16 protein-coding genes, 3 tRNA genes and 3 rRNA genes are annotated in these 22,620 nt (G+C 52.4%); 16 read left to right on the forward strand and 6 right to left on the reverse strand.

What is annotated here, in order from left to right; all coding sequences use genetic code 11:
- Positions 1-7: 7 nt before the first annotated feature.
- The 11 genes from PTW35_RS03260 (at position 8) to PTW35_RS03310 (ending at position 11,453) form a co-directional block, all read left to right on the forward strand.
- Positions 8-1,033 (forward strand): ABC transporter permease subunit, encoded by a 1,026-nt coding sequence (locus PTW35_RS03260; RefSeq protein ID WP_281026518.1) that lies wholly within the window; start codon positions 8-10, stop codon positions 1,031-1,033.
- Positions 1,034-1,035: 2 nt separating this feature from the next.
- Positions 1,036-2,079: an ABC transporter permease subunit gene (locus PTW35_RS03265; RefSeq protein ID WP_281026519.1), complete on the forward strand. Its 1,044-nt coding sequence runs from the start codon at positions 1,036-1,038 to the stop codon at positions 2,077-2,079.
- Between the two features lie 72 nt (positions 2,080-2,151).
- Entirely contained in the window at positions 2,152-3,951 is a 1,800-nt protein-coding gene (locus tag PTW35_RS03270; protein WP_281027426.1) for an extracellular solute-binding protein, read from the forward strand.
- 11 nt (positions 3,952-3,962) lie between these two features.
- A complete protein-coding gene (locus PTW35_RS03275; protein ID WP_281026520.1) occupies positions 3,963-4,832 on the forward strand; it encodes an ABC transporter ATP-binding protein in 870 nt (289 codons plus the stop codon).
- A gap of 30 nt (positions 4,833-4,862) precedes the next feature.
- Complete coding sequence (locus PTW35_RS03280; protein ID WP_281026521.1) at positions 4,863-5,702, forward strand: ATP-binding cassette domain-containing protein; 840 nt, start codon at positions 4,863-4,865, stop codon at positions 5,700-5,702.
- A gap of 445 nt (positions 5,703-6,147) precedes the next feature.
- Positions 6,148-7,699, forward strand: a 16S ribosomal RNA gene (locus PTW35_RS03285).
- A 67-nt stretch (positions 7,700-7,766) separates the two neighbouring features.
- A tRNA-Glu gene (locus tag PTW35_RS03290) sits at positions 7,767-7,842 on the forward strand.
- A gap of 292 nt (positions 7,843-8,134) precedes the next feature.
- Positions 8,135-11,021, forward strand: a 23S ribosomal RNA gene (locus PTW35_RS03295).
- 84 nt (positions 11,022-11,105) lie between these two features.
- Positions 11,106-11,221: ribosomal RNA gene (gene rrf / locus PTW35_RS03300) — 5S ribosomal RNA — on the forward strand.
- The 16S, 23S and 5S rRNA genes sit together here with 3 tRNA genes alongside, the layout of an rRNA operon.
- Positions 11,222-11,263: 42 nt before the next feature.
- A tRNA-Asp gene (locus PTW35_RS03305) sits at positions 11,264-11,340 on the forward strand.
- A 36-nt stretch (positions 11,341-11,376) separates the two neighbouring features.
- Positions 11,377-11,453 (forward strand) — tRNA-Trp (locus PTW35_RS03310).
- 227 nt (positions 11,454-11,680) lie between these two features.
- Here PTW35_RS03310 and PTW35_RS03315 read toward each other — a convergent pair.
- The gene (locus tag PTW35_RS03315) at positions 11,681-12,019 is read right to left on the reverse strand and encodes a hypothetical protein (RefSeq protein WP_281026522.1); all 339 of its coding nucleotides are present in this window, start codon (positions 12,017-12,019) and stop codon (positions 11,681-11,683) included.
- A gap of 202 nt (positions 12,020-12,221) precedes the next feature.
- On the opposite strand from PTW35_RS03315, the gene PTW35_RS03320 reads away from it, so the two are divergent.
- On the forward strand, positions 12,222-12,557 hold the full coding sequence (locus PTW35_RS03320) for a DUF1904 domain-containing protein (protein WP_044624382.1): 336 nt from the start codon (positions 12,222-12,224) through the stop codon (positions 12,555-12,557).
- 120 nt (positions 12,558-12,677) lie between these two features.
- Entirely contained in the window at positions 12,678-13,529 is an 852-nt protein-coding gene (locus PTW35_RS03325) for an endonuclease/exonuclease/phosphatase family protein (protein WP_281026523.1), read from the forward strand.
- On the opposite strand, the gene PTW35_RS03330 is transcribed toward PTW35_RS03325, so the two are convergent.
- The 3 genes from PTW35_RS03330 to gloB form a co-directional block, all read right to left on the reverse strand.
- Positions 13,516-14,205, reverse strand: coding sequence for a Yip1 family protein (locus PTW35_RS03330; RefSeq protein WP_044622611.1), 690 nt, complete (start codon positions 14,203-14,205; stop codon positions 13,516-13,518). The genes PTW35_RS03325 and PTW35_RS03330 overlap by 14 nt on opposite strands.
- A complete protein-coding gene (locus PTW35_RS03335; RefSeq protein ID WP_281026524.1) occupies positions 14,202-15,770 on the reverse strand; it encodes a LysM peptidoglycan-binding domain-containing protein in 1,569 nt (522 codons plus the stop codon). Before PTW35_RS03335 ends, PTW35_RS03330 begins: the two co-directional genes overlap by 4 nt.
- A gap of 70 nt (positions 15,771-15,840) precedes the next feature.
- Positions 15,841-16,599 (reverse strand): hydroxyacylglutathione hydrolase, encoded by a 759-nt coding sequence (gene gloB / locus PTW35_RS03340; RefSeq protein ID WP_281026525.1) that lies wholly within the window; start codon positions 16,597-16,599, stop codon positions 15,841-15,843.
- 54 nt (positions 16,600-16,653) lie between these two features.
- Between gloB and PTW35_RS03345 the strand changes: the two genes are divergently transcribed.
- Positions 16,654-17,397 (forward strand): methyltransferase domain-containing protein, encoded by a 744-nt coding sequence (locus PTW35_RS03345; protein ID WP_044622614.1) that lies wholly within the window; start codon positions 16,654-16,656, stop codon positions 17,395-17,397.
- A gap of 10 nt (positions 17,398-17,407) precedes the next feature.
- Here PTW35_RS03345 and rnhA read toward each other — a convergent pair whose 3' ends face one another.
- Entirely contained in the window at positions 17,408-17,872 is a 465-nt protein-coding gene (rnhA, locus tag PTW35_RS03350; RefSeq protein ID WP_044622615.1) for a ribonuclease HI, read from the reverse strand.
- A gap of 52 nt (positions 17,873-17,924) precedes the next feature.
- Between rnhA and dnaQ the strand changes: the two genes are divergently transcribed.
- Positions 17,925-18,653, forward strand: a complete 729-nt coding sequence (gene dnaQ, locus PTW35_RS03355) for a DNA polymerase III subunit epsilon (protein ID WP_281026526.1) — start codon at positions 17,925-17,927, stop codon at positions 18,651-18,653.
- A 4-nt stretch (positions 18,654-18,657) separates the two neighbouring features.
- Positions 18,658-19,920: a TIGR03503 family protein gene (locus PTW35_RS03360; RefSeq protein WP_348637729.1), complete on the forward strand. Its 1,263-nt coding sequence runs from the start codon at positions 18,658-18,660 to the stop codon at positions 19,918-19,920.
- A gap of 74 nt (positions 19,921-19,994) precedes the next feature.
- Here PTW35_RS03360 and fadE read toward each other — a convergent pair whose 3' ends face one another.
- Positions 19,995-22,445, reverse strand: a complete 2,451-nt coding sequence (gene fadE, locus PTW35_RS03365) for an acyl-CoA dehydrogenase FadE (RefSeq protein ID WP_281026527.1) — start codon at positions 22,443-22,445, stop codon at positions 19,995-19,997.
- Positions 22,446-22,620 lie beyond the last annotated feature (175 nt).

Here is a 22,620-nt window from a genome sequence, read left to right on the forward strand (position 1 = left end):
TTAAAACATGCTGTCATATTTTCTACGTCGGCTGGTATTGGTCGTCCCGACGTTTCTGGGGATCACTATCCTGATTTTCACCATCACCCGGTTTGTTCCCGGAGGGCCGGTGGAGCGCATGCTGGCCAATATGCAGGCGCAAGGTGATGGTGTGGCTGCCACGGCTTCTGCCGGAGGCAACTCTGCATTGTCTGAAGAGCAAATTGCCGAGCTCAATGCCTTCTACGGCCTGGATAAGCCGGTACTGGAAGCTTATACCGAATGGCTTGGTAAGCTGATGATCTTGGATTTTGGCGAATCAACCCGCTATTACGAGCCGGTTGCCGAGATGATTGCCGAGCGACTACCCATCTCCTTGTTCTATGGCGGCATGACGTTCTTCATCAGCTATTTTATTTCGATACCTCTGGGTTACTACAAGGCTCTCAAACATGGCTCGGTGTTTGATTCGGGCTCCTCGATCCTCATTTTTATCGGCTATGCCTTGCCCGGCTATGTGGTCGGTGTCCTGCTGATCACCTTATTCAGTTATCACCTGGAATGGTTCCCGATGGGCGGCTTCGTCGGTGAGGACTTCGATGACCACGGTAGTTTTTTCGAGCGGGCCAAGGACGTAATGTGGCATGCGGTACTACCGCTGATCTGCTATTTGATCGGCGATTTCGCCACCCTGACGATGACGATGAAAAATAACCTGATGGAAAACTTGTCATCGGACTATATCCGCACGGCGATAGCCAAAGGGTTGCCGTTTAAAAAAGCGGTTCGCAAGCATGCCCTGCGCAATAGCTTGATCCCTATCGCCAGCCACTTTGGCAATTCGCTGTTGTTTTTCATGACCGGCTCGTTCTTGATTGAGGTGATTTTCAATATCGACGGGATTGGTCTGCTTGGGTACGAGTCGATTATCGAGCGGGATTACCCGGTTGTGATGGGGATCGTGGCGATCAATGCGGCCATGCTGATGCTGGGCAATATTATCTCGGACATCTGTGTGGCGCTGGTCGATCCCAGAGTGAGATTCGGAGCCTGATCATGTTGACGCTAAATCCTCTGACACGGAAAAAGATCAAGCGCTTTAAACAAATCAAGCGGGGCTATTGGTCGTTTCTGTTGCTTTCAGCTTTGCTGCTGCTGTCGTTGTTTGCCGAGTTGCTGATAAACAGCAAGGCGCTGGTGGTGAAATACGATGGGCAATACAGCTTCCCGGTATTGTCGGCGGTGCGTTTGGGGAGCGAATTTGGCCAAGCCACAACGGGGGAGGCCGATTACCGGCAGCTGCAACAGAGCCTGGCCCTGCAGGGTGGGGATAATTTTGTCATTATGCCGCTGGTGCCCTGGAATCCTTATGAGCAGGATTTTTCGGGTGACTTCCCGCCAACGCCACCGAGCCGTATGGACAAGCACTACCTCGGAACGGATGTGATAGGGCGGGATATCCTGGCCCGCTTGGTCTATGGATTTCGCATCGCTATGGGGTTTGCACTGATCACCATGGCCGTTTCCTACGCGATAGGAACCATTGTCGGGTGCGCGATGGGTTTTTTCGGTGGCAAGTTTGATTTGTTTGTCCAACGCTTTATAGAGGTATGGTCGATGGTACCTTTCCTCTATGTGATTATGATCTTGGTGTCGATCACCCAGCCGACCTTTGCCTTGTTTGTCGCGATTAACGTGTTGTTTGGCTGGATGGGGATGACCTGGTATATGCGGACCATGACCTACAAGGAGTCGGCCCGGGAGTATGTGATGGCGGCCAAGGCGCTGGGGGCATCGACCTTGCGAATCGTGTTCCACCATATTTTACCCAATACCATGGTTATGATCGTTACCTTGGCGCCTTTTACCATCGCCGCCAATATCACCGCGTTGACAGCCTTGGACTACTTGGGGCTGGGCTTGATGCCGCCGACGCCGAGTTGGGGGGAGCTGCTTCAGCAGGGGAAGTCGAACTTGGACTCACCATGGATTGTGGCTTCGGTGGTCAGTGCGATTGTACTGGTCTTGGTGATGGTGACCTTCATTGGCGAAGCGATCCGGGCTGCCTTTGATCCCAAGAAGTTTACCCGTTATGTCTAGCGACGTTTGCCGATGTGGAAAATAAGGATATTGCAAATGAAAAAGCATTTTAACTGTTCTGCTATCGCGATAATGGTTCTGTCCTGCAATACCGTGTTTGCTACAGCGTTGCCATCCGGTGTGCAATGGCATTCAAACATGGATGAGCCACTCTTTGCCTCTCCCGAAGCCCAGTTTGGCGGCACGCTAAGAACCTACCTGGCCAGCTTTCCGCAGACTTTGCGCAGTGTCGGTCCGGATTCAAACTCCGGGTTGCGCCACTATTTTATGGATGGGGTCCCCAAGCTGGCAGCCCGTCACCCCAATACTGGCAACTGGATCCCCCAGCTCGCGACCGCATGGGCGTTTGGTGATGACAACCAGACGGTGTATTTCAAGCTAGATCCCAAGGCCCGCTGGTCCGATGGCGAGAAAGTAACTGCCGACGATTACCTGTTCATGCTTAGCTATTACCGCTCCAAGGATATTGTCTCGCCGTGGTATAACGATTTCTTTACTAACAAGATTGAATCTGTTGTTAAGTTTGATGACTACACCATTGCGGTGAGGTCGGCGATAAAAATGACCGATGATGAGCTGATGCTGCAAATCAACCTACCGAGTAATGGCTTGCAGCCCCGGCCTGAGCATTTTTTCAAACCGAAGAAAGACGCTAACAATGACGGCATCGACGATGATTTTGTCCGTCGCTATAACTTCAAGAGTGAGCCGACCACCGGCCCGTACTACATGGATCAGGTCAAGAAAGGCAAAAGCGTGACCTTCAGACATGTCGGCAAGGATTGGTGGGGCTACAGCAACCGCTACTACCGGCATCGCTACAATGTGGAGAAAGTCCGCTTCACGGTGATTCGGGATAACGACATTGCCCGCAAGCATTTCGAAAAAGGCAATCTGGATACTTTCGGTTTGGTTCTGCCTAGCCTGTGGCATGAAAAGGCCAATTCCAAGCCATACCAGAATGGCTACATCCATAAGTTTTGGGGCTACAACCAGGTGGTTCAGGGAGCCGGTGGACTGTGGATCAATACGGCCCAGCCGCTACTTGATGAGCGTAGTATTCGCGCCGGAGTCACCTATGCCACCGACTTCGACGGCATGATAGCCAATGTGCTCCGGGGCGATTATGCCCGCAAGCCCCATGGGATGGGGTTTGGCCATGGCGGGTACGACCGCAGTGATAACACCCCGCCGGCCTTCAACCCCCAATTGGCGGCAGAGTATTTTTCCCAAGCCGGGTTCGACAAGATTGGTGCCGATGGGATCCGGGTCAATAGCTCGGGTAAGCGCCTGAGTTTTGCCATTACCTACGGTTTTCCGCCCCATACCCCGCGCATCGCCTACCTTAAAGAGCAGGCTAAACAGGCTGGCCTTGAGTTTACCCTCAACTTGGTCGATGGCTCCTCGGCTTTTAAGTATGTACTTGAAAAGAAGCATGATCTGGCATTTATCAATATGAGCGGCGGTGAGATCCCGGCCTATTGGGAGTACCTCCACTCGGTCAATGCCAAACCACAGACCAATAACCATACCAATTTCCGCTCAGCGGAAATGGATCAACTGATCGACAGCTATGACAAAGAGTTTGACCTCAAAAAGAAACAGGCTCTTTCCCATCAGATCCAGAAAATAGTATCCGAGGAGTACCTTATTGTGCCGGGTTACATGGTGCCCTATACCCGTGAAGGCTACTGGCGCTGGATGAAGTATCCGACCCCGGCCATGACCAAGCATACTGAAGTGATGTTCTCGGTCGTAGATCTGGCTACCTTCTGGATTGACCAAAAAGAGAAGGAGGCCACCCTTGCGGCAATGAAAAAGGGCAAGACCTTTGAGCCGGTTACTGTGATTGATGATACCTACAAGCTGTAAGGCCGGCTGCGATGAATGATGATGTCATATTGAGCGTGCGCAATTTGCAGACTGAGTTTGCCACCGATGACGGGGTGGTAAAAGTTCTTCATGGCGCCAGTTTTGACGTCCATAAAGGGCGAACCCTTGGTATCGTCGGAGAGTCGGGATGTGGCAAGAGCGTAACGGCGATGTCGATAATGGGCCTGTTGCCCAAGCCCTATGGCCGGGTAGTCGGCGGGCAGATCCTATACCGAGGGACAGATCTGGTGGCGCTGCCTCCGGAGCAGATGTATGCCATGCGGGGCAACAGGATCTCGATGGTGTTCCAAGACCCGATGACGGCGCTCAACCCCGTCCAGTCGATCGGTCAGCAGATCAACGAAGTACTGCAACTGCACCGCCCAGAATTGAGCAAGAAGGAAAGAGGTCAATATGCTCTTGAAATGCTCAATAAGGTTAAGATCCCTATGCCGGAGAAGCGGCTGTGGGAGTATCCGCACAATTTGTCGGGGGGCATGCGCCAGCGTGTCATGATAGCCATGGCGCTGGCGTGCAAACCAGACATACTTATTTGTGATGAACCAACAACCGCGCTGGATGTGACTGTGCAGGCCTCAATTCTTGAGTTGATTGATGAGCTTCAGCAGCAAACGGGTATGTCGGTACTCTTCATTACCCATGATCTCGGCGTCATCGCTGAAATCTGTGACGATGTCGCGGTGATGTATGGAGGAAAGGTGGTGGAGTACGCCGACATCTTCGATTTGTTTGATACGCCCCAGCACCCTTACACCGAACGTTTGTTGGCTTTGATACCGAAATTGGATGATGAGCCCAAGCAGGCTATCGAGATAAAACCGGTAGATGTCGCCTTGTTCCCACCAGAGCACGACGGGTAGGAAAGGGGGGCGGAGTGGTAAAGGAAGGGTGTGGTGACTGAATTATTAAGGATAGAAAATCTCAAGCAGCACTTTGTCTCCGGCAAGGGAATATTTCGCAGGGGATACACGGTCAAAGCCGTGGATGGGGTATCGTTGGTGGTTCGCCGTGGGGAGACGCTGGGGTTGGTGGGCGAGTCCGGTTGTGGCAAGAGCACGCTAGGCAGAACCATCCTCAAACTCTATGAGCCGACGGCAGGGAAGATCTACTACGAGGGGAGAGATATTACGGCGCTGTCTTCCCGCGAGATGCGGCCGCTGCGCAAAGAGATGCAAATTGTCTTCCAGGATCCGATGGAATCGCTCAACCAGCGCCATACTGTTGGTGTGATATTGGAAGAGCCTTTTATTATCCACCGGATCGGGACGCCGCAGGAGCGTAAGCAGTGGGTGAGGGAACTATTGGTTAAGGTGGGGTTGCCGAAAGAGTCGGTTAATCGGTACCCGCATGAGTTTTCCGGCGGCCAGCGGCAGCGGATCGGTATTGCCAGGGCGATTGCCCTCAAGCCCAAGTTGCTGATTTGTGACGAGTCGGTATCGGCGTTGGATGTATCGGTTCAGGCACAAATCCTCAATTTGCTGTTGCACCTCCAGCAACAGATGAACCTGGCGATTATCTTTATTTCCCATGATCTCTCGGTAGTGAAGCGCATCTCTGATCGGGTGGCGGTGATGTATTACGGTAAAATTGTTGAAATGGGTAAGATTAAGGAGGTTTATGCCAACCCGCAGGCGGATTACACCAAGAGATTGTTGGCAGCGGTACCTGTTACCCACCCCAGGGATAGGAAGCGCAAGAGACGGACCAACAACAGCTCCAATGTTGCCTAACCATTGTCAGTTCATTTCCTATATCGTCTAGGTCAGTGCTGTTTTTATTGCGGCTAGCTGATTTTACTAATTTGTCTCAGCGCGCCCCCTCCGGTTTTTAAGCAAAAATGAGCGGCTTGGTACAAAAAACAATCAAACGGCTTGTTTGTGGTGTTTTTTGTTGAATTAGGGCTTGTCAGGCTGGCGGAAGTCTCTATAATTCCGCCTCACTGACACGGAGAACGGCAACTTAAGTCGCTAACCAATCAGTATTGTTCTTTAACAATTTGACCATGCAATCTGTGTGGGCACTCGTGAAATGATAGTCAAAAAGAATTATCAATGAAACTGAGTGACCAAATCGAATCGCAAGATTCGGCACAGTCAATTCTTACTTACTTTTTGTCTTCACTTTTTAAAGTGAAATAAATTGGAAGTAATAACAGTATTCATTGAGCCAAAACTTTAATTGAAGAGTTTGATCATGGCTCAGATTGAACGCTGGCGGCAGGCCTAACACATGCAAGTCGAGCGGCAGCGACATAACTGAACCTTCGGGGGACGTTATGGGCGGCGAGCGGCGGACGGGTGAGTAATGCCTGGGAATATGCCCTGATGTGGGGGATAACCATTGGAAACGATGGCTAATACCGCATAATCTCTTCGGAGCAAAGAGGGGGACCTTCGGGCCTCTCGCGTCAGGATTAGCCCAGGTGAGATTAGCTAGTTGGTGAGGTAAGAGCTCACCAAGGCGACGATCTCTAGCTGGTCTGAGAGGATGATCAGCCACACTGGAACTGAGACACGGTCCAGACTCCTACGGGAGGCAGCAGTGGGGAATATTGCACAATGGGGGAAACCCTGATGCAGCCATGCCGCGTGTGTGAAGAAGGCCTTCGGGTTGTAAAGCACTTTCAGTTGTGAGGAAGGCGTTGTCGTTAATAGCGGCAGCGTTTGACGTTAGCAACAGAAGAAGCACCGGCTAACTCCGTGCCAGCAGCCGCGGTAATACGGAGGGTGCGAGCGTTAATCGGAATTACTGGGCGTAAAGCGCATGCAGGCGGCTTGTTAAGCCAGATGTGAAAGCCCGGGGCTCAACCTCGGAATAGCATTTGGAACTGTCAGGCTAGAGTCTTGTAGAGGGGGGTAGAATTTCAGGTGTAGCGGTGAAATGCGTAGAGATCTGAAGGAATACCGGTGGCGAAGGCGGCCCCCTGGACAAAGACTGACGCTCAGATGCGAAAGCGTGGGGAGCAAACAGGATTAGATACCCTGGTAGTCCACGCCGTAAACGATGTCTACTTGGAGGTTGGTGTCTTGAACACTGGCTTTCGGAGCTAACGCGTTAAGTAGACCGCCTGGGGAGTACGGTCGCAAGATTAAAACTCAAATGAATTGACGGGGGCCCGCACAAGCGGTGGAGCATGTGGTTTAATTCGATGCAACGCGAAGAACCTTACCTACTCTTGACATCCAGAGAACTTTCCAGAGATGGATTGGTGCCTTCGGGAACTCTGAGACAGGTGCTGCATGGCTGTCGTCAGCTCGTGTTGTGAAATGTTGGGTTAAGTCCCGCAACGAGCGCAACCCTTATCCTTGTTTGCCAGCACTTCGGGTGGGAACTCCAGGGAGACTGCCGGTGATAAACCGGAGGAAGGTGGGGACGACGTCAAGTCATCATGGCCCTTACGAGTAGGGCTACACACGTGCTACAATGGCGTATACAGAGGGCTGCCAACTTGCGAGAGTGAGCGAATCCCAGAAAGTACGTCGTAGTCCGGATTGGAGTCTGCAACTCGACTCCATGAAGTCGGAATCGCTAGTAATCGTGGATCAGAATGCCACGGTGAATACGTTCCCGGGCCTTGTACACACCGCCCGTCACACCATGGGAGTGGGCTGCACCAGAAGTAGATAGCTTAACCTTCGGGAGGGCGTTTACCACGGTGTGGTTCATGACTGGGGTGAAGTCGTAACAAGGTAGCCCTAGGGGAACCTGGGGCTGGATCACCTCCTTAACGATATGACTGCGTTTTATGCAGTGTCCACACAGATTGCTTGGTTAATAGTAAAAGACAACATAGTGTCCCATTCGTCTAGAGGCCTAGGACACCGCCCTTTCACGGCGGTAACAGGGGTTCGACTCCCCTATGGGACGCCACTTTCTAAGGTTTTTTCCTTAAGAATCTTTAGAAAGTGGATGTCGAAAGACAAACACATGCTCTTTAACAATCTGGAAAGCTGACTAGTAAATTCAATCGATAGATTGATTTATTTTGTTCTTCTTTATGAAGAACGAGTTCTCAAGCAAAACACATTCAAGTGTCTTGTTATGTTTGATTTCACTTTTTTAAAGTGAAGACAAATAGTGAGTCCGGCGAAACACAGTTCATCACAACTCAGATGAACAACCTTGGTTGTTGAGCCATACGAAAGACCTCTTGGGGTTGTATGGTTAAGTGACTAAGCGTACACGGTGGATGCCTGGGCAGTCAGAGGCGATGAAGGACGTGCTAACCTGCGATAAGCCAAGAGAAGATGGTAAGAATCACTATACTCTTGGATTTCCGAATGGGGAAACCCAGCTGCATAAGCAGTTATCGTAACGTGAATACATAGCGTTGCGAGGCGAACCGGGGGAACTGAAACATCTAAGTACCCCGAGGAAGAGAAATCAACCGAGATTCCGGCAGTAGCGGCGAGCGAACCCGGATTAGCCCTTAAGCTAGTTTTGCGTCAGGTGAATGTGCTGGAAAGCACAGCGATACAGGGTGATAGCCCCGTAACCGGTAGCGCATTATCAGTGAAAACGAGTAGGACGGGACACGTGTTATCTTGTCTGAAGATGGGGGGACCATCCTCCAAGGCTAAATACTCCTGACTGACCGATAGTGAACCAGTACCGTGAGGGAAAGGCGAAAAGAACCCCTGTGAGGGGAGTGAAATAGAACCTGAAACCGTGTACGTACAAGCAGTAGGAGCCCTTCGGGGTGACTGCGTACCTTTTGTATAATGGGTCAGCGACTTAATTTTAGTAGCAAGGTTAACCGATTAGGGGAGCCGTAGGGAAACCGAGTCTTAACTGGGCGTACAGTTGCTAGGATTAGACCCGAAACCAGGTGATCTAGCCATGGGCAGGTTGAAGGTGAGGTAACACTTACTGGAGGACCGAACCGACTAATGTTGAAAAATTAGCGGATGACTTGTGGCTAGGGGTGAAAGGCCAATCAAACCTGGAGATAGCTGGTTCTCCCCGAAAGCTATTTAGGTAGCGCCTCGGACGAATACTACTGGGGGTAGAGCACTGTTAAGGCTAGGGGGTCATCCCGACTTACCAACCCTTTGCAAACTCCGAATACCAGTAAGTACTATCCGGGAGACACACGGCGGGTGCTAACGTCCGTCGTGGAGAGGGAAACAACCCAGACCGCCAGCTAAGGTCCCAAAGTTATAGCTAAGTGGGAAACGATGTGGGAAGGCTCAGACAGCCAGGATGTTGGCTTAGAAGCAGCCATCATTTAAAGAAAGCGTAATAGCTCACTGGTCGAGTCGGCCTGCGCGGAAGATTTAACGGGGCTAAGCTATACACCGAAGCTGCGGCAATGCATTTTATGTATTGGGTAGGGGAGCGTTCTGTAAGCGGTTGAAGGTGCATCGTAAGGTGTGCTGGACGTATCAGAAGTGCGAATGCTGACATGAGTAACGATAAAGGGAGTGAAAAACTCCCTCGCCGGAAGACCAAGGGTTCCTGTCCAACGTTAATCGGGGCAGGGTGAGTCGACCCCTAAGGCGAGGCCGAAAGGCGTAGTCGATGGGAAACGGGTTAATATTCCCGTACTTCTTACTATTGCGATGGGGGGACGGAGAAGGCTAGGTGGGCCTGGCGACGGTTGTCCAGGTTCAAGGGTGTAGGCTGTAATCTTAGGCAAATCCGGGATTACTTAAGGCTGAGACCCGATGTCGAGCCGCTACGGCGGTGAAGTCATTGATGCCATGCTTCCGGGAAAAGCCTCTAAGCTTCAGATAGTAAGGAATCGTACCCCAAACCGACACAGGTGGTCGGGTAGAGAATACCAAGGCGCTTGAGAGAACTCGGGTGAAGGAACTAGGCAAAATGGTACCGTAACTTCGGGAGAAGGTACGCTGCCGGCGGTGAAGAGACTTGCTCTTGGAGCTGCTGGCAGTCGCAGATACCAGGTGGCTGCAACTGTTTATTAAAAACACAGCACTGTGCAAAATCGAAAGATGACGTATACGGTGTGACGCCTGCCCGGTGCCGGAAGGTTAATTGATGGGGTTAGACTTCGGTCGAAGCTCTTGATCGAAGCCCCGGTAAACGGCGGCCGTAACTATAACGGTCCTAAGGTAGCGAAATTCCTTGTCGGGTAAGTTCCGACCTGCACGAATGGCGTAATGATGGCCACGCTGTCTCCACCCGAGACTCAGTGAAATTGAAATCGCAGTGAAGATGCTGCGTACCCGCGGCTAGACGGAAAGACCCCGTGAACCTTTACTACAGCTTGGCACTGAACATTGACCCTACATGTGTAGGATAGGTGGGAGGCTTTGAAACCAGCACGCCAGTGTTGGTGGAGCCGTCCTTGAAATACCACCCTTGTAGTGTTGATGTTCTAACGTCGCCCCGTTATCCGGGGTGCGGACAGTGCCTGGTGGGTAGTTTGACTGGGGCGGTCTCCTCCCAAAGCGTAACGGAGGAGCACGAAGGTGGGCTAATCACGGTCGGACATCGTGAGGTTAGTGCAATGGCATAAGCCCGCTTGACTGCGAGAATGACGGTTCGAGCAGGTGCGAAAGCAGGTCATAGTGATCCGGTGGTTCTGTATGGAAGGGCCATCGCTCAACGGATAAAAGGTACTCCGGGGATAACAGGCTGATACCGCCCAAGAGTTCATATCGACGGCGGTGTTTGGCACCTCGATGTCGGCTCATCACATCCTGGGGCTGAAGTCGGTCCCAAGGGTATGGCTGTTCGCCATTTAAAGTGGTACGCGAGCTGGGTTTAGAACGTCGTGAGACAGTTCGGTCCCTATCTGCCGTGGGCGTTGGATGATTGAGAGGGGCTGCTCCTAGTACGAGAGGACCGGAGTGGACGAACCTCTGGTGTTCGGGTTGTGTCGCCAGACGCATTGCCCGGTAGCTAAGTTCGGAATCGATAACCGCTGAAAGCATCTAAGCGGGAAGCGAGCCTCAAGATGAGTCATCCCTGAACCTATAAGGTTCCTGAAGGGTTGTTGGAGACTACGACGTAGATAGGCAGGGTGTGTAAGCGTTGTGAGGCGTTGAGCTAACCTGTACTAATTGCCCGTGAGGCTTAACCATACAACACCCAAGGGGTTTTAACGGACTCCATGAGCACTTGAATGTAGTGCGAGAACATCAGCTTTCGAGATTGTAAGAATTTTGCTTGGCGACCATAGCATTATGGACCCACCTGATCCCATGCCGAACTCAGCAGTGAAACGTAATAGCGCCGATGGTAGTGTGGGGCCTCCCCATGTGAGAGTAGGACATCGCCAGGCTTCCAATTTAGATTATCGTGCTGAACACACGGTGATTTGAGTGGAGCGGTAGTTCAGTTGGTTAGAATACCGGCCTGTCACGCCGGGGGTCGCGGGTTCGAGTCCCGTCCGCTCCGCCACTTATTCAGACAGAGTTAAGTCTTTAAAATAACTACAGGGGTGTAGCTCCAATTGGCAGAGCAGCGGATTCCAAATCCGCGTGTTGGGAGTTCGAATCTCTCCACCCCTGCCATCTTCAAGGCTCTAGCAGAAATGCTGGAGCCTTTTTCGTATGTGCAATTGGCATAGCAGCGGATTCTGCCAATACCAAAACAGCGCGTGTTAGGGCGAAGCTTTCGAATCTCCGGGATGCCGGCCCAGTCCCCCCTGCCACCTTCAAGGCTCTAGCAGAAATGTTGGGGCTTTTTTGCGTCTGTCGCTTATTTAAAAAAACACCCTCAGTTGAGGGCGTATTGTCTATCAGAAAGTCTTGCAACGCACCGCATCAGGGCGGCAGAACATTTCATCATGATCGCTGATGCACTGATTGACCACCTTGGTGATCGCCTTGCCGCGGCTGGATGAGCGCCCCTTGTATTGGCTGCCAAAGACACTCATTTGGCATTGGTACATTTGATCATGGCGTTCGTAATCGTGTTTTCGCTCCAGCTCCCTTTCCAGGCTATCCACTCTTTGGGTCAGCAAACGGATTTGGTATTCCAGCTCTCTGATACGCTGGTCATTACTGTTGCTTGCCGCATGGGCCTGCGTGGTTACGATAAGGCTGAGTGCCAGAAGAGGAAGTACTTTTTTGAACATAGGTTTGCTGTCTTTAAATAATTGAACGATGTTTTATTTTGTGGGGATAATAGCAAAATATCACTCGATTTCAAATGTGCAACGACCTGAAATGAGGTGACCCTAAGTAGGGTTTGACTCGAAATTGACAAAAATTGCTGCGAAAAAGATGTGTTAGATGGTATCTTGTGGCTTTTTCAGGTTGAGCAAAATTGGAGTCACCATGCCGCATCTGCGTTTCCGAGCTGTTGAATTTGATCATGTGAAGGCGCTGTCGACCAAGCTGGTTGATGATTTGGAGCCGCTAATGGTTTGTCCCCGAGAGGATTTTACCCTCGAGCATATTTCAACGACTTTTATTTTTGATGGTGAAGTATCTGACGCCTACCCGTTTGTGGAGGTGCTGTGGTTTGACCGTGGTCAGGATGTGCAAGACAAAGTGGCGCAGATTATCACTGAGGCAATTCGCGCTGAACTTGAAGAGCCAGAGCAGGACGTTGCGGTGATATTCACTGCGCTGACACCGTCAGCATATTATGACAATGGCAGTCATTACTAGTACTCAAAGCGGCCAGTCGGCCGCTTTCCTTATTGCTGTACCAGGCAGTTAACAGAGTCTGTAAATTCATAGCGGTTGGTACATAGCTGCTTAGTAAGAGTCGTCGGTTAGGTAAGTTTGATGTCGCGTTATACCAAGGTTGTAGCAGGATTGGGGGTTGTCGCAGGAGCGTTGGGGATCAGCACAGGTGCACTGAACTGGTCGTTTGATGTGTCTGAAGTGCCTGAGGTCAGTGCCAATGTGTTGGCACCGCAGTTCTCGTTCAACTGTATTAAAAGCGATGTAGCCTTGCCGTTGGATCAGGACGGATCGTTTTCGGTATCGGTGTGGAATATCTACAAGCAGCAGAAAGAAAACTGGCGCTCCGAGCTTGAGAAAATTACTCAAGACAGCGGGCTTGTTCTTCTGCAGGAAGCCAGCCTGACCGCCGAGCTGAAAGATTATTTGGATGATACTCGGTGGAAGGTAAGAATGGCCAATGCTTTCAAGTTCTTGAATACGCCTGCTGGGGTTATGAACTTGTCCTCGGTCAATGCCAAGACAACCTGTGCCTACCTGGCGATGGAACCCTGGTTGCGCTTGCCTAAATCTGCCCTGCTCTCCGAGTTCAACCTGTCAAATGGCCAGACGCTGGCAGTGGTTAACCTGCACGGGGTGAACTTTGCGTTGGGACTGGAAGAGTACAAAGAGCAGTTCCACACGTTGAAACGTGTGCTGGACAAGCATATCGGCCCGGTGATCTTGGCCGGTGATTTCAATACATGGCGCCAAGCGAGGTTGGATGTCGTGGATGAGTTTGCCCGCAGCTTGGGCTTGGAAGATGCGGTTTTGCGCCGCGACCAACGGGTGAAAATTTTCGGCAAGCCGCTCGATCACCTGTATTACCGAGGGCTAGAGTTGATAAGTGCGGAGGCACCGACTACCGATGCCTCCGATCATAATCCGATCATTGCCAACTTTATGCTGCAATAATCATTATCGGCCAGACGATCAAGGTCAGCAGCCACGGTAAGGCGGCGACAATGATACATTTGGCTCTGTCATAGTCTGTCCATGCCGCGACGGCGGCATAGCTCAGGGCGATATACCATGGCGCCAACAGCGGTGCAGTGGTGGCAAATGCCGACCACGGGTGGTTCAGTGGCAGCTTCAGGAAGCCATTGAGGCTGTTGAGATCAGCAGCATTAGGCAAGAAGTTGCTGGTGTTGAAGACCGCATTGAGGTAGCTGGCGAAGTCACCGATGATAGCCGGTAGCATGATAAAACACGCGGCTGCCAGCCACTTGCCGAAACTGTGCTTGTAGCTGTTGCTCTTGGTGGCCAGGTTAAGCCAGAGCGCCAATACGAAAATCGCGGCTGTTCGGCCAAAGAAATCACTGAATACCTCACCGGCTAACAAGACCTCCTTGGTTAGCCAAGCTTCCTGCACTTGCTGTTCAACATTGGGCAGTTGCATCATCAGTGTCTGCTGTAACCAGTCCATATCGACGTGGTTGAAGTAACCGCCCCAAAAGAAGAACGGACCGATAATGATCAGCAGGTAGGGCACGAACGCCCACTTTGGGCGTTCGTGGACGGCTGCAAAACAGTCAATGGGGGAGCGGAAAGTATCGAGAACCGCAACAAACGGGTTTTTGGAAGGCGTCATACACTTACCTTGGTAACATCAACATAGAGTTTTAATTGCTGTCCTGGCTTGAGGTACTTTTGACCGCTGATCTGGTTCCATTTCACCACATCGGAGACTTTGACCTGGTAGCGCTGGGCAATAGTGCTTAGGTTGTCGCCAGAACGAACCTTGTAGTAAACCGTGCGGATCACGCCGCCCGTTTCACTGCTTTTCCATAGTGTCAGCTTTTGGCCAACACGAAGAGGGGCATTCTTGCTGATCCCGTTCCACCGAGTGATTTGGTCGATGGTGACTTTCTGCTGGCGGGCTATAGTCCAAAGGCTATCGCCGGACTGGACAGTATAGGAGGTGCGGTAGCCACTGCCGTGACTTTGCTGAGTGTTGTTGGCCATTCGAGCCGCAACCGTCTCACCGTCTTGCATTGCCACAGGGATCAGAATATGGCGACCGACGCGGATATTGGTGCCGCTCATATTGTTGGCACGTTGGATCTGCTTGGTCGTGGTCTTATGCTGGCGGGCTAGTACACTCAGGGTATCGCCTGGCTTGACCTCATAGCGGATCACTTTCATGCCACGGCGGCCATTTTCATCAAAGGCGGCATTGAATTTGTCGACCTTGTTGATCGGCAGCAGCAGATGGCTTGGGCCATCCGGTGCCGTTGCCCAGCGGTTGTAACCAGGGTTCAGGCGCTGAATTTCGTCGAGTGAAACATTGGCAAATTTGGCTGCCATTGCTAAATCCATCTGGGTTTCAGGCTTGACCAGTTTTACCGCAGGTTTGTTGTCGATCGCTGGGATACTGATACCGTACTTGTCGCGGTTCTGGATCACGTCCGAGACGGCAAGTAGCTTAGGGACATAGTCACTGGTTTCGCGCGGTAGATCGAGAGACCAGAAATCAGTTGGTTTGCCGGCGGCTTTGTTATTGCGGATCGCTCGGAACACCCGGCCTTCTCCGGTGTTGTAGGCGGCAAGGGCATGCAGCCAGTTACCGTCAAACTTGCGGTTGAGATATTCGAGTAGATCCAGTGCGGCACGGGTGGATTCCACCACATCCCGGCGACCGTCATACCACCAGTTTTGCTCAAGGCCGAAGCTGCGGCCGGTTGGGGCGGTGATCTGCCAAAGCCCTGCCGCGCGGCCATGAGAATAGGCGAACTGGTCGAAAGAGCTTTCGACAATCGGCAGCAGCGCGAGCTCAAGGGGCAAATCGCGTTTTTCGATTTCCTCGGTGATCATATAGAGGAAAGGTTCGGCTCGCTGGGCAACGGTGTTGAGGTGGCTTGGGTGACGGAGATACCAGTCACGGTAGTGAATGACGCGCTGGTCATTGGGAATGTCCGCTCTCAGCTGCATGCTGATGCGTTGCCACACATCTTGTTGCTCCTGTGGGGTTGGAATTTTTTTAGGAACAACAACCTGCGGCTCAGGTGTTGGTGTTTTTGTTGTTGCCGTCGGAGCAACTTGGGCCGCAGGATCGTTATTGGTTGTGTTTGTTTTTTCTTCTACTGTATTTGTCGTATTTGTAATTTGGCAACCAGCCAGAAGTAGCGCACTCGCCAAAAAAAATCGGGTTTTCATGTGTCCAGCCTATAGCCAAAATAGTGGATGATAATACTTGTCCAACCACCTTGGTTACAAGTGACCTAGGTCAAAATTCGTCTTTCCAACGGCGCAGGGCTGCGAAAGTCTCGACGTCACTTTCGTTAACTGCTTTATTTGCAACCGATTTTTTTATGCTAGGCTGGTCACAGCGTAGGAATGGATTGATTAATTTTTCTTGTTTCAGAGTGCTTGGAATCGTGCTGATCCCCTGTGCCCTCATCCGGCTGACTTCTTCGCGGTAGCGCTGCAGGTGTGGGTTGTCTTGCTCGGCGACTAGGGCAAAGGCGAGATTACTGCTGGTGTATTCGTGGGCGCAGTACACCTCGGTCTCATCGGGGAGGGCACTGAGCTTTTGCAGCGAGGCATACATCTGTGCGGCGGTGCCTTCGAACAAACGGCCACAGCCAGCAGAAAACAGGGTGTCGCCGCAAAATAGCTTGCCGTCCCCGACGTAAGCGATATGGCCGGCAGTATGGCCCGGCACGCCTAGGACCATGAAGCGTTCACCGAAAATTTCGACCTGATCGCCATCATCGACCGATTGCGACACGCCCGGGATAGGCTCGGCAGAAGGAGCGACGATATGGATGTTGGGGTAGCGGCGCTTTAGCTCGCTGATCCCGCCTATATGGTCATGGTGGTGGTGGGTGATCAGGATGGCATCAAGCTCCAGCGCCTCTCTTTCCAAGAACTCAAGTACTGGAGTGGCATCACCGGGATCAACCACCACACAGTGGTTATTCGGACTGTGAATCAGCCAGATGTAATTGTCATTGAATGCAGGTATGCTTTTAATGGTCAGCATCGTTGTTTCTCCGGCTTTTTTTGCTATTGAGCATCGACTTAGTATGGAATTGCTATGAAGCCAGCCCGCATATTAAAACATATCGAACCACCACACACCTGGTCACAAGTGGTCAATGGTGAATGGGCAGCAGAGCTACTGCAGGCCCAGCTTGATGAGTGGTGGCCCAAACTTTTCGGCTACCATATGCTAAAGCTGGGTGGGCTAAGCTGCGAATTGGCCAGTGGCCATTGTAACATCCAGCATCAGATTTGCATTGATAAGTTCAACCCTCTGCATAATGTGGTTGCTGACCCTTTCGCTTTGCCGTTTGTCGAGAAAGCCTTTGACGCCTGTGTCGTCGCCCATCAGCTGGATTACTGCAGCGATCCACACCGGCTGCTCAGGGAGGTTGACCGGGTGATTGTCGATGATGGCTATATCCTGATCAGCGGGAATAACCCGGTGAGTGCTTTGGGACTACGGGGAATTCTGCCTTGGAATCACAAGCGCTTTCCGTGGAAAGGCCGGATGTTCATGCCGATGCGGGTAAAAGACTGGCTAGGGGTGCTGAACTACGAGGTCGTGTTCCACGAAAACTTTGCGATTCTGCCCGCCACCCGTCACCAGGCGTGTTCTGCCTGGGTGGAAGGCATGGTCTCGGATAGCTTATCGTCGGTAGGCAGTATGTATTTGATCGTGGCGAGAAAACGCACCGTGCCCCTAAAGCCTATCAAACCGACGTGGAAGCTAAGGCGACAGTTGGCTCCGCTAGGGATGAACTGCCGCACCAAGGCTTCCCGTAAGCAAAAGTGCTAGCTTAGCCGGACTAGCTTGCCTGATAGCCGGTATCATCTTGGGTGGGGGATTCTGCCGCAGAACGAGCCAGCTCGTCACAGCGTTCGTTTTCCGGGTGGCCGGCATGGCCTTTTACCCAGTGCCAATTGACTTGGTGGCGTTGGGTTTCGTTATCGAGGCGCTGCCATAAATCTGCGTTTTTGACCGGTTTCTTGTCGGCGGTCTTCCAGCCGCGCTTTTTCCAGTTGTGGATCCACTGGGTAATGCCTTGGCGGACATACTGGCTATCAGTTGTCAGCTCGACCTGGCACGGCTCTTTCAGACTGGCTAAACCCACTATCGCAGCCAACAACTCCATGCGGTTGTTGGTGGTCATGAAAAAGCCTTCGCTGAGCTCTTTTTCATGCTGTTTGTAGCGCAACACGGTACCATAGCCGCCCGGTCCCGGATTGCCGAGACAAGAACCGTCCGTGAAAATTTCTACCTGCTTCGTCATATTTGGTAGTATTCGTATTAGTTAAAAACTTTAGTCTGACACAATCGCTACTATGAACGCCACTAATGAACGCATAATCGTATTCGATACTGAAACGACCGGTATGAATATGACCGGCCCTCACTATGAAGGACACTGCATTGTCGAGATCGGCGCGGTGGAAATTATCAACCGCAAGCTGACGGGCAACACCTTCCACGTGTATATCAAGCCGGATCGTGAAATCGATGCCGAGGCGATTGACGTCCACGGTATTACCGACGAGTTTCTGGTTGACAAACCGACTTACGGGGACGTCCACCAGGAGTTTATGGATTTTATCCGCGGTGCAGAGCTGGTCGCTCACAACGCGCCCTTCGATATCGGCTTTATGGATTACGAGTTTAGTAAGCTCGATCCGTCGATAGGAAAAACCGTAGATTTCTGCAAGGTGACCGATACCCTTGAGATGGCCAAGCGGCTGTTCCCGGGGAAAAGAAACAACCTTGACGTGCTCTGTTCCCGTTACGGGATTGATAACTCGCACCGTACCCTCCACGGGGCATTGCTCGATGCCGAGATCCTGGCCGATGTCTACCTGATGATGACCGGTGGCCAGACGTCTCTGGCCCTGAGTAGCGGCAGCGAAGATAGTGATGCCGGTGCAGAAAATGCGATCCGCCGCCTGGCGTCAGGACGAAAAGCGCTAAAGGTTATCCGGGCTTCTGCCGATGAAATACAAGCGCATGAAGCGCGCTTGGATATTATCGACAAGAAGGGTGACGTGATGTGGCGTCAATAAGGGTATGATGAAGCGATTAGGGTTGCTACTGCTGGTATGGCCGCTGCTGTTGTTATGGCCACAGTTATTGTGGGCCGACGACAGCACGGTGATGTCTTGGTTGGATAATCGCTTCCGGGTTGACCCGACGGTGCAGCAAGTCTCTTTTATGGTCAAGCGTGATCAGAAAAGTAACTCTGTGGTATTGGTTCGCCCTGACGGCCAGAAATACTATGCCTGGCGTCATCCCGATAACGTTTCCTGGTACGAAGCCCCGGGGATGGATATTATTTCCATTGAGAACCCGATGGCGGGACCATGGCAGGCGGTGGGGAAGGTTAGCCCGAAAAACCAGATTGTGGTCTTGTCTGATCTCAAGTTGGAGGTTGATAATTTACCGGCCCGCCTTTACCAATCTGAAACCATCAAGTTTTCTGCCCGCCTGACCCAAAATGGCAAACCGCTTCAGCTGCGGGACTTCCTCGACCGTATCAACCTAACGGTGGTCTTCTACGAGTATATCGAAAACCTCGACGAGCTTCCCAAAGAGGCATTGCCGATGCCGATCCCGATGGGGACCTTTGCCGATGACGGTCTTGGCTTCGATGAGGTGGCCGGTGACGGGGTCTTTACGGTCGCCCTGCCGATGGAGCTTCAGCCGGGTAAGTATACGGTCAAGGTCAGTTCCGGAAATGGTATTTTTCTCCGTACTGTCGAGCAGGAGGTGCTGGTCTACCCGCCGCCAATTTCGGCAAGCTTTATTCAAGGCCGGGGACAGTCCGAGGCCCATCAGGTTGTGGTCGCCGGGGAGGAGGGTGCCTTGAAAGCGGGATCCTTGGCTGCCCATATCGAGCAGGTGAGCTTCGAAGGGGAAACGACGATCAGCCAGCAAGCTGCCTTGCCGGATGAAGAAACGCTGACGGTATGGCTGCCCAACGGTGAGCTGCCCGGGCGCTATACCTGGTCGGGCTGGCTCTATGCCACCGATAGTTTCAGCAACCGTGAATTGATTTTCCAACTTCCCGACAGCCATTTTGCTATTCAGGCCGAGCTCCAGCTAGATCGCAATCTGGCTGCATTCCGCGAGCAGCAGGAAGCCAAGGAGCGGCAGGCGAAGTTAGACCGGTTGGCTGCCGAGCGGCAATCTGCCCGCGCCAAGGCAATGAAAATTATCGCATTGGCCAATGTGCTGGTGATTGTGCTGGTGGTTGCCGGTGTCGTGCTGTGGCGCAAGCGCAAAGTGAAAAAAGCGATGGAAAGTGCCAAACTCAGTGTGCCGGGGAGTTGATATGAGAACGTTCGCCGCGAGATAGCAAAAAGGGAAGCCGTGGCTTCCCTTTGTCATCGTTGGCTATCGCTCGCTTAAGCCGCTATCTCCTTTGGTGTCGGTTGGTAGGGCTTGGCTGCCAGCTCTTGCGAGTCAAAGTCATCGACATTGATGGTACGCAGTCGGCCCTCTTCGGCACGGCGCAGCAACTCGGCTTCTTCAGGGTTAATCACATTAAGCTCAAGTCCCTTTTCCGCCACTTTATCAAGCTGCATGAACGGCATCTTCTTGCCTGCGGCTTTGCAGATGCGGTCGTAGATTGGTTCGGCGGCAAGAATATCGAGCAGTGTTTCTTCAATCATCCCCACCGCATTGTTGGCGGTTGCTTCAAGGTATTGGTTGCGGCCGATGCGGCTGCGGGTCTCACTTGGGGTCTGGATGATCCTTGCGACCTTGTGATCTAGCTTGTCAGACGGGCGCACCCGGCTCAGTCCCAGTGGGAACACCAAGGTACGGAGCAATGCTGCAATCGGGCGGTTCGGGAAGTTGCGCAGGAACTCGTCCAGGGCTTCCTGGGTTTGGTAGAGCGCATCTTGTAATCCCCAGTGAACCAAAGGTAGATCTTCTGCCTTGGCGCCTTCGTCGGTAAAACGCTTCAATGTGGCCGAGGCCAGATACAGTTGGCTCAACACATCACCCAGGCGGGCCGACAGGCGCTCTTTGCGCTTGAGTGAGCCGCCTAGCACTGCCATCGACATATCTGCCAGCAGGGCCAGGTTAGCGCTGTAGCGGTTGAGTTGCTGGTAGTAGCGCGCGGTTTGATCTTTCCTCGGTGCAGACGAGCCTCTGCCGTCGGTCAGGCCGAACCAGAACGAGCGGACCATATTGCTGATCACAAAGCCAACATGGCCGAACAGGGATTGGTCAAAGTCGTGCAGCGCTTTGTTGGCATCTTCGTCGTAAGCGGCATTGATTTCGTCGAGGACATAGGGATGGCAGCGGATCGCCCCCTGGCCAAAGATGATCATCGAGCGGGTGAGGATATTGGCACCCTCAACGGTGACCGCAATCGGTGCCCCCTGGTAACCACGGGCCAGGAAGTTACTCGGCCCCATACAGATCCCTTTACCACCGACAATGTCCATCGCATCGATAACGCTGCGCTGGCCTCGGTGGGTACAGTGGTATTTTACAATCGCCGAGATCACCGATGGTTTTTCGCCAAGGTCGATACCGGTAACCGTCAGGTTGCTGGCCGCATCCATGACGTAGGCATTACCCGTAATACGGGCCAATGGCTCCTCGATCCCTTCCATCTTACCGATAGGCAGTTTGAACTGGCGGCGGATACGGGCGTAGGCACCGGTCGCCATGGCAGCGGTCTTCAACCCACCGGTTGAGTTAGAAGGCAGGGTGATGCCGCGGCCGACCGACAGGCATTCAACCAGCATACGCCAGCCTTGGCCGGCCATCTCCTGGCCACCAATGATGAAATCGATAGGGACGAAGACCTTATCACCCTGGGTTGGACCGTTCTGGAACGGGACATTGAGCGGGAAGTGGCGGCGGCCGATTTCCACGCCGTCAATTTCGGTTGGGATAAGGGCACAGGTAATCCCCAGTTCTTCCTCGTCGCCCAGCAGGTGGTCGGGGTCAAACAGTTTGAAGGCCAAGCCGAGTACGGTTGCGACCGGTGCCAAGGTGATATAGCGCTTGTTCCAGGTCAGTTCCATCCCGAGGACTTCTTCTCCCTGCCAGATGCCTTTCTTGACGATACCGAAGTCCGGGATAGAACCAGCGTCGGAGCCCGCTTCTGGGCTGGTCAGGGCAAAACAAGGGATTTCCTTGCCTTCGGCAAGGCGGGGCAGGTAATGGTCTTTTTGTTCTTTGGTGCCGTAGTGCTGCAGTAGCTCGCCCGGACCGAGTGAGTTCGGGACGCCGACAGTCGAGGACAGTACGCCAGAAACACCGGTCAGCTTCTGCAGAACCAGTGACTGGGCGTAAGCCGAAAACTCAAGGCCGCCGTATTCTTTCTTGATGATCATGGCGAAGAACTTGTGATCTTTCAGGTACTGCCAAACTTCCGGTGGGAGATCGGCCAGCTCGTGGGTGACCTGGAAATCATTGACCATGCGGCAAACTTCATTGACCGGACCATCGAGAAACGCTTTTTCTTCAGGGCTGAGCCGAGGGGCAGGGATATCGTGCAGCTTGTTCCAGTCGGGAGCGCCGCGGAACAAGTCGGCTTCCCACCATACCGTACCGGCGTCAATCGCCTCTTTTTCCGTTCGCGACATTTCAGGCATCACTTGCTTGAAGGCAGCCAGCGCATGTCGACTTAGCAGCGAACGGCGCAAGGAAGTGATATTGAGCGGTAAAGCAATGACAAGGAAAGCCAACCAGCTGAACTGGCCAGTAATATCGAGTAAGGTGCCCACGGCTAGTGCGGCGGCAATAGCTAGGGTGAAGGTGCGCAGGTTTGCCCGGTGGTAAGCCAGCACACCGGTTATACCAACCAGCCCGAGTAGGTACACAAGTGTAACCATGTTCAATCTCCTTATTTGGGCGTTGCTTTTTTATATTTTGGGTACATTTTATGCAAGGTAAGAGGTCTAACCACTTGTGATAAGTGTAATGTTGTTTTTAATGAAATGTAAAATAAATTTCTATTCTGAAAGGGGGCGGTTACGTAAAGATGTCTTGTCACCGCTTGTAAAATAA

Origin of the sequence: Photobacterium sp. DA100, from assembly GCF_029223585.1 — a bacterium.
Classification (GTDB): domain Bacteria; phylum Pseudomonadota; class Gammaproteobacteria; order Enterobacterales; family Vibrionaceae; genus Photobacterium.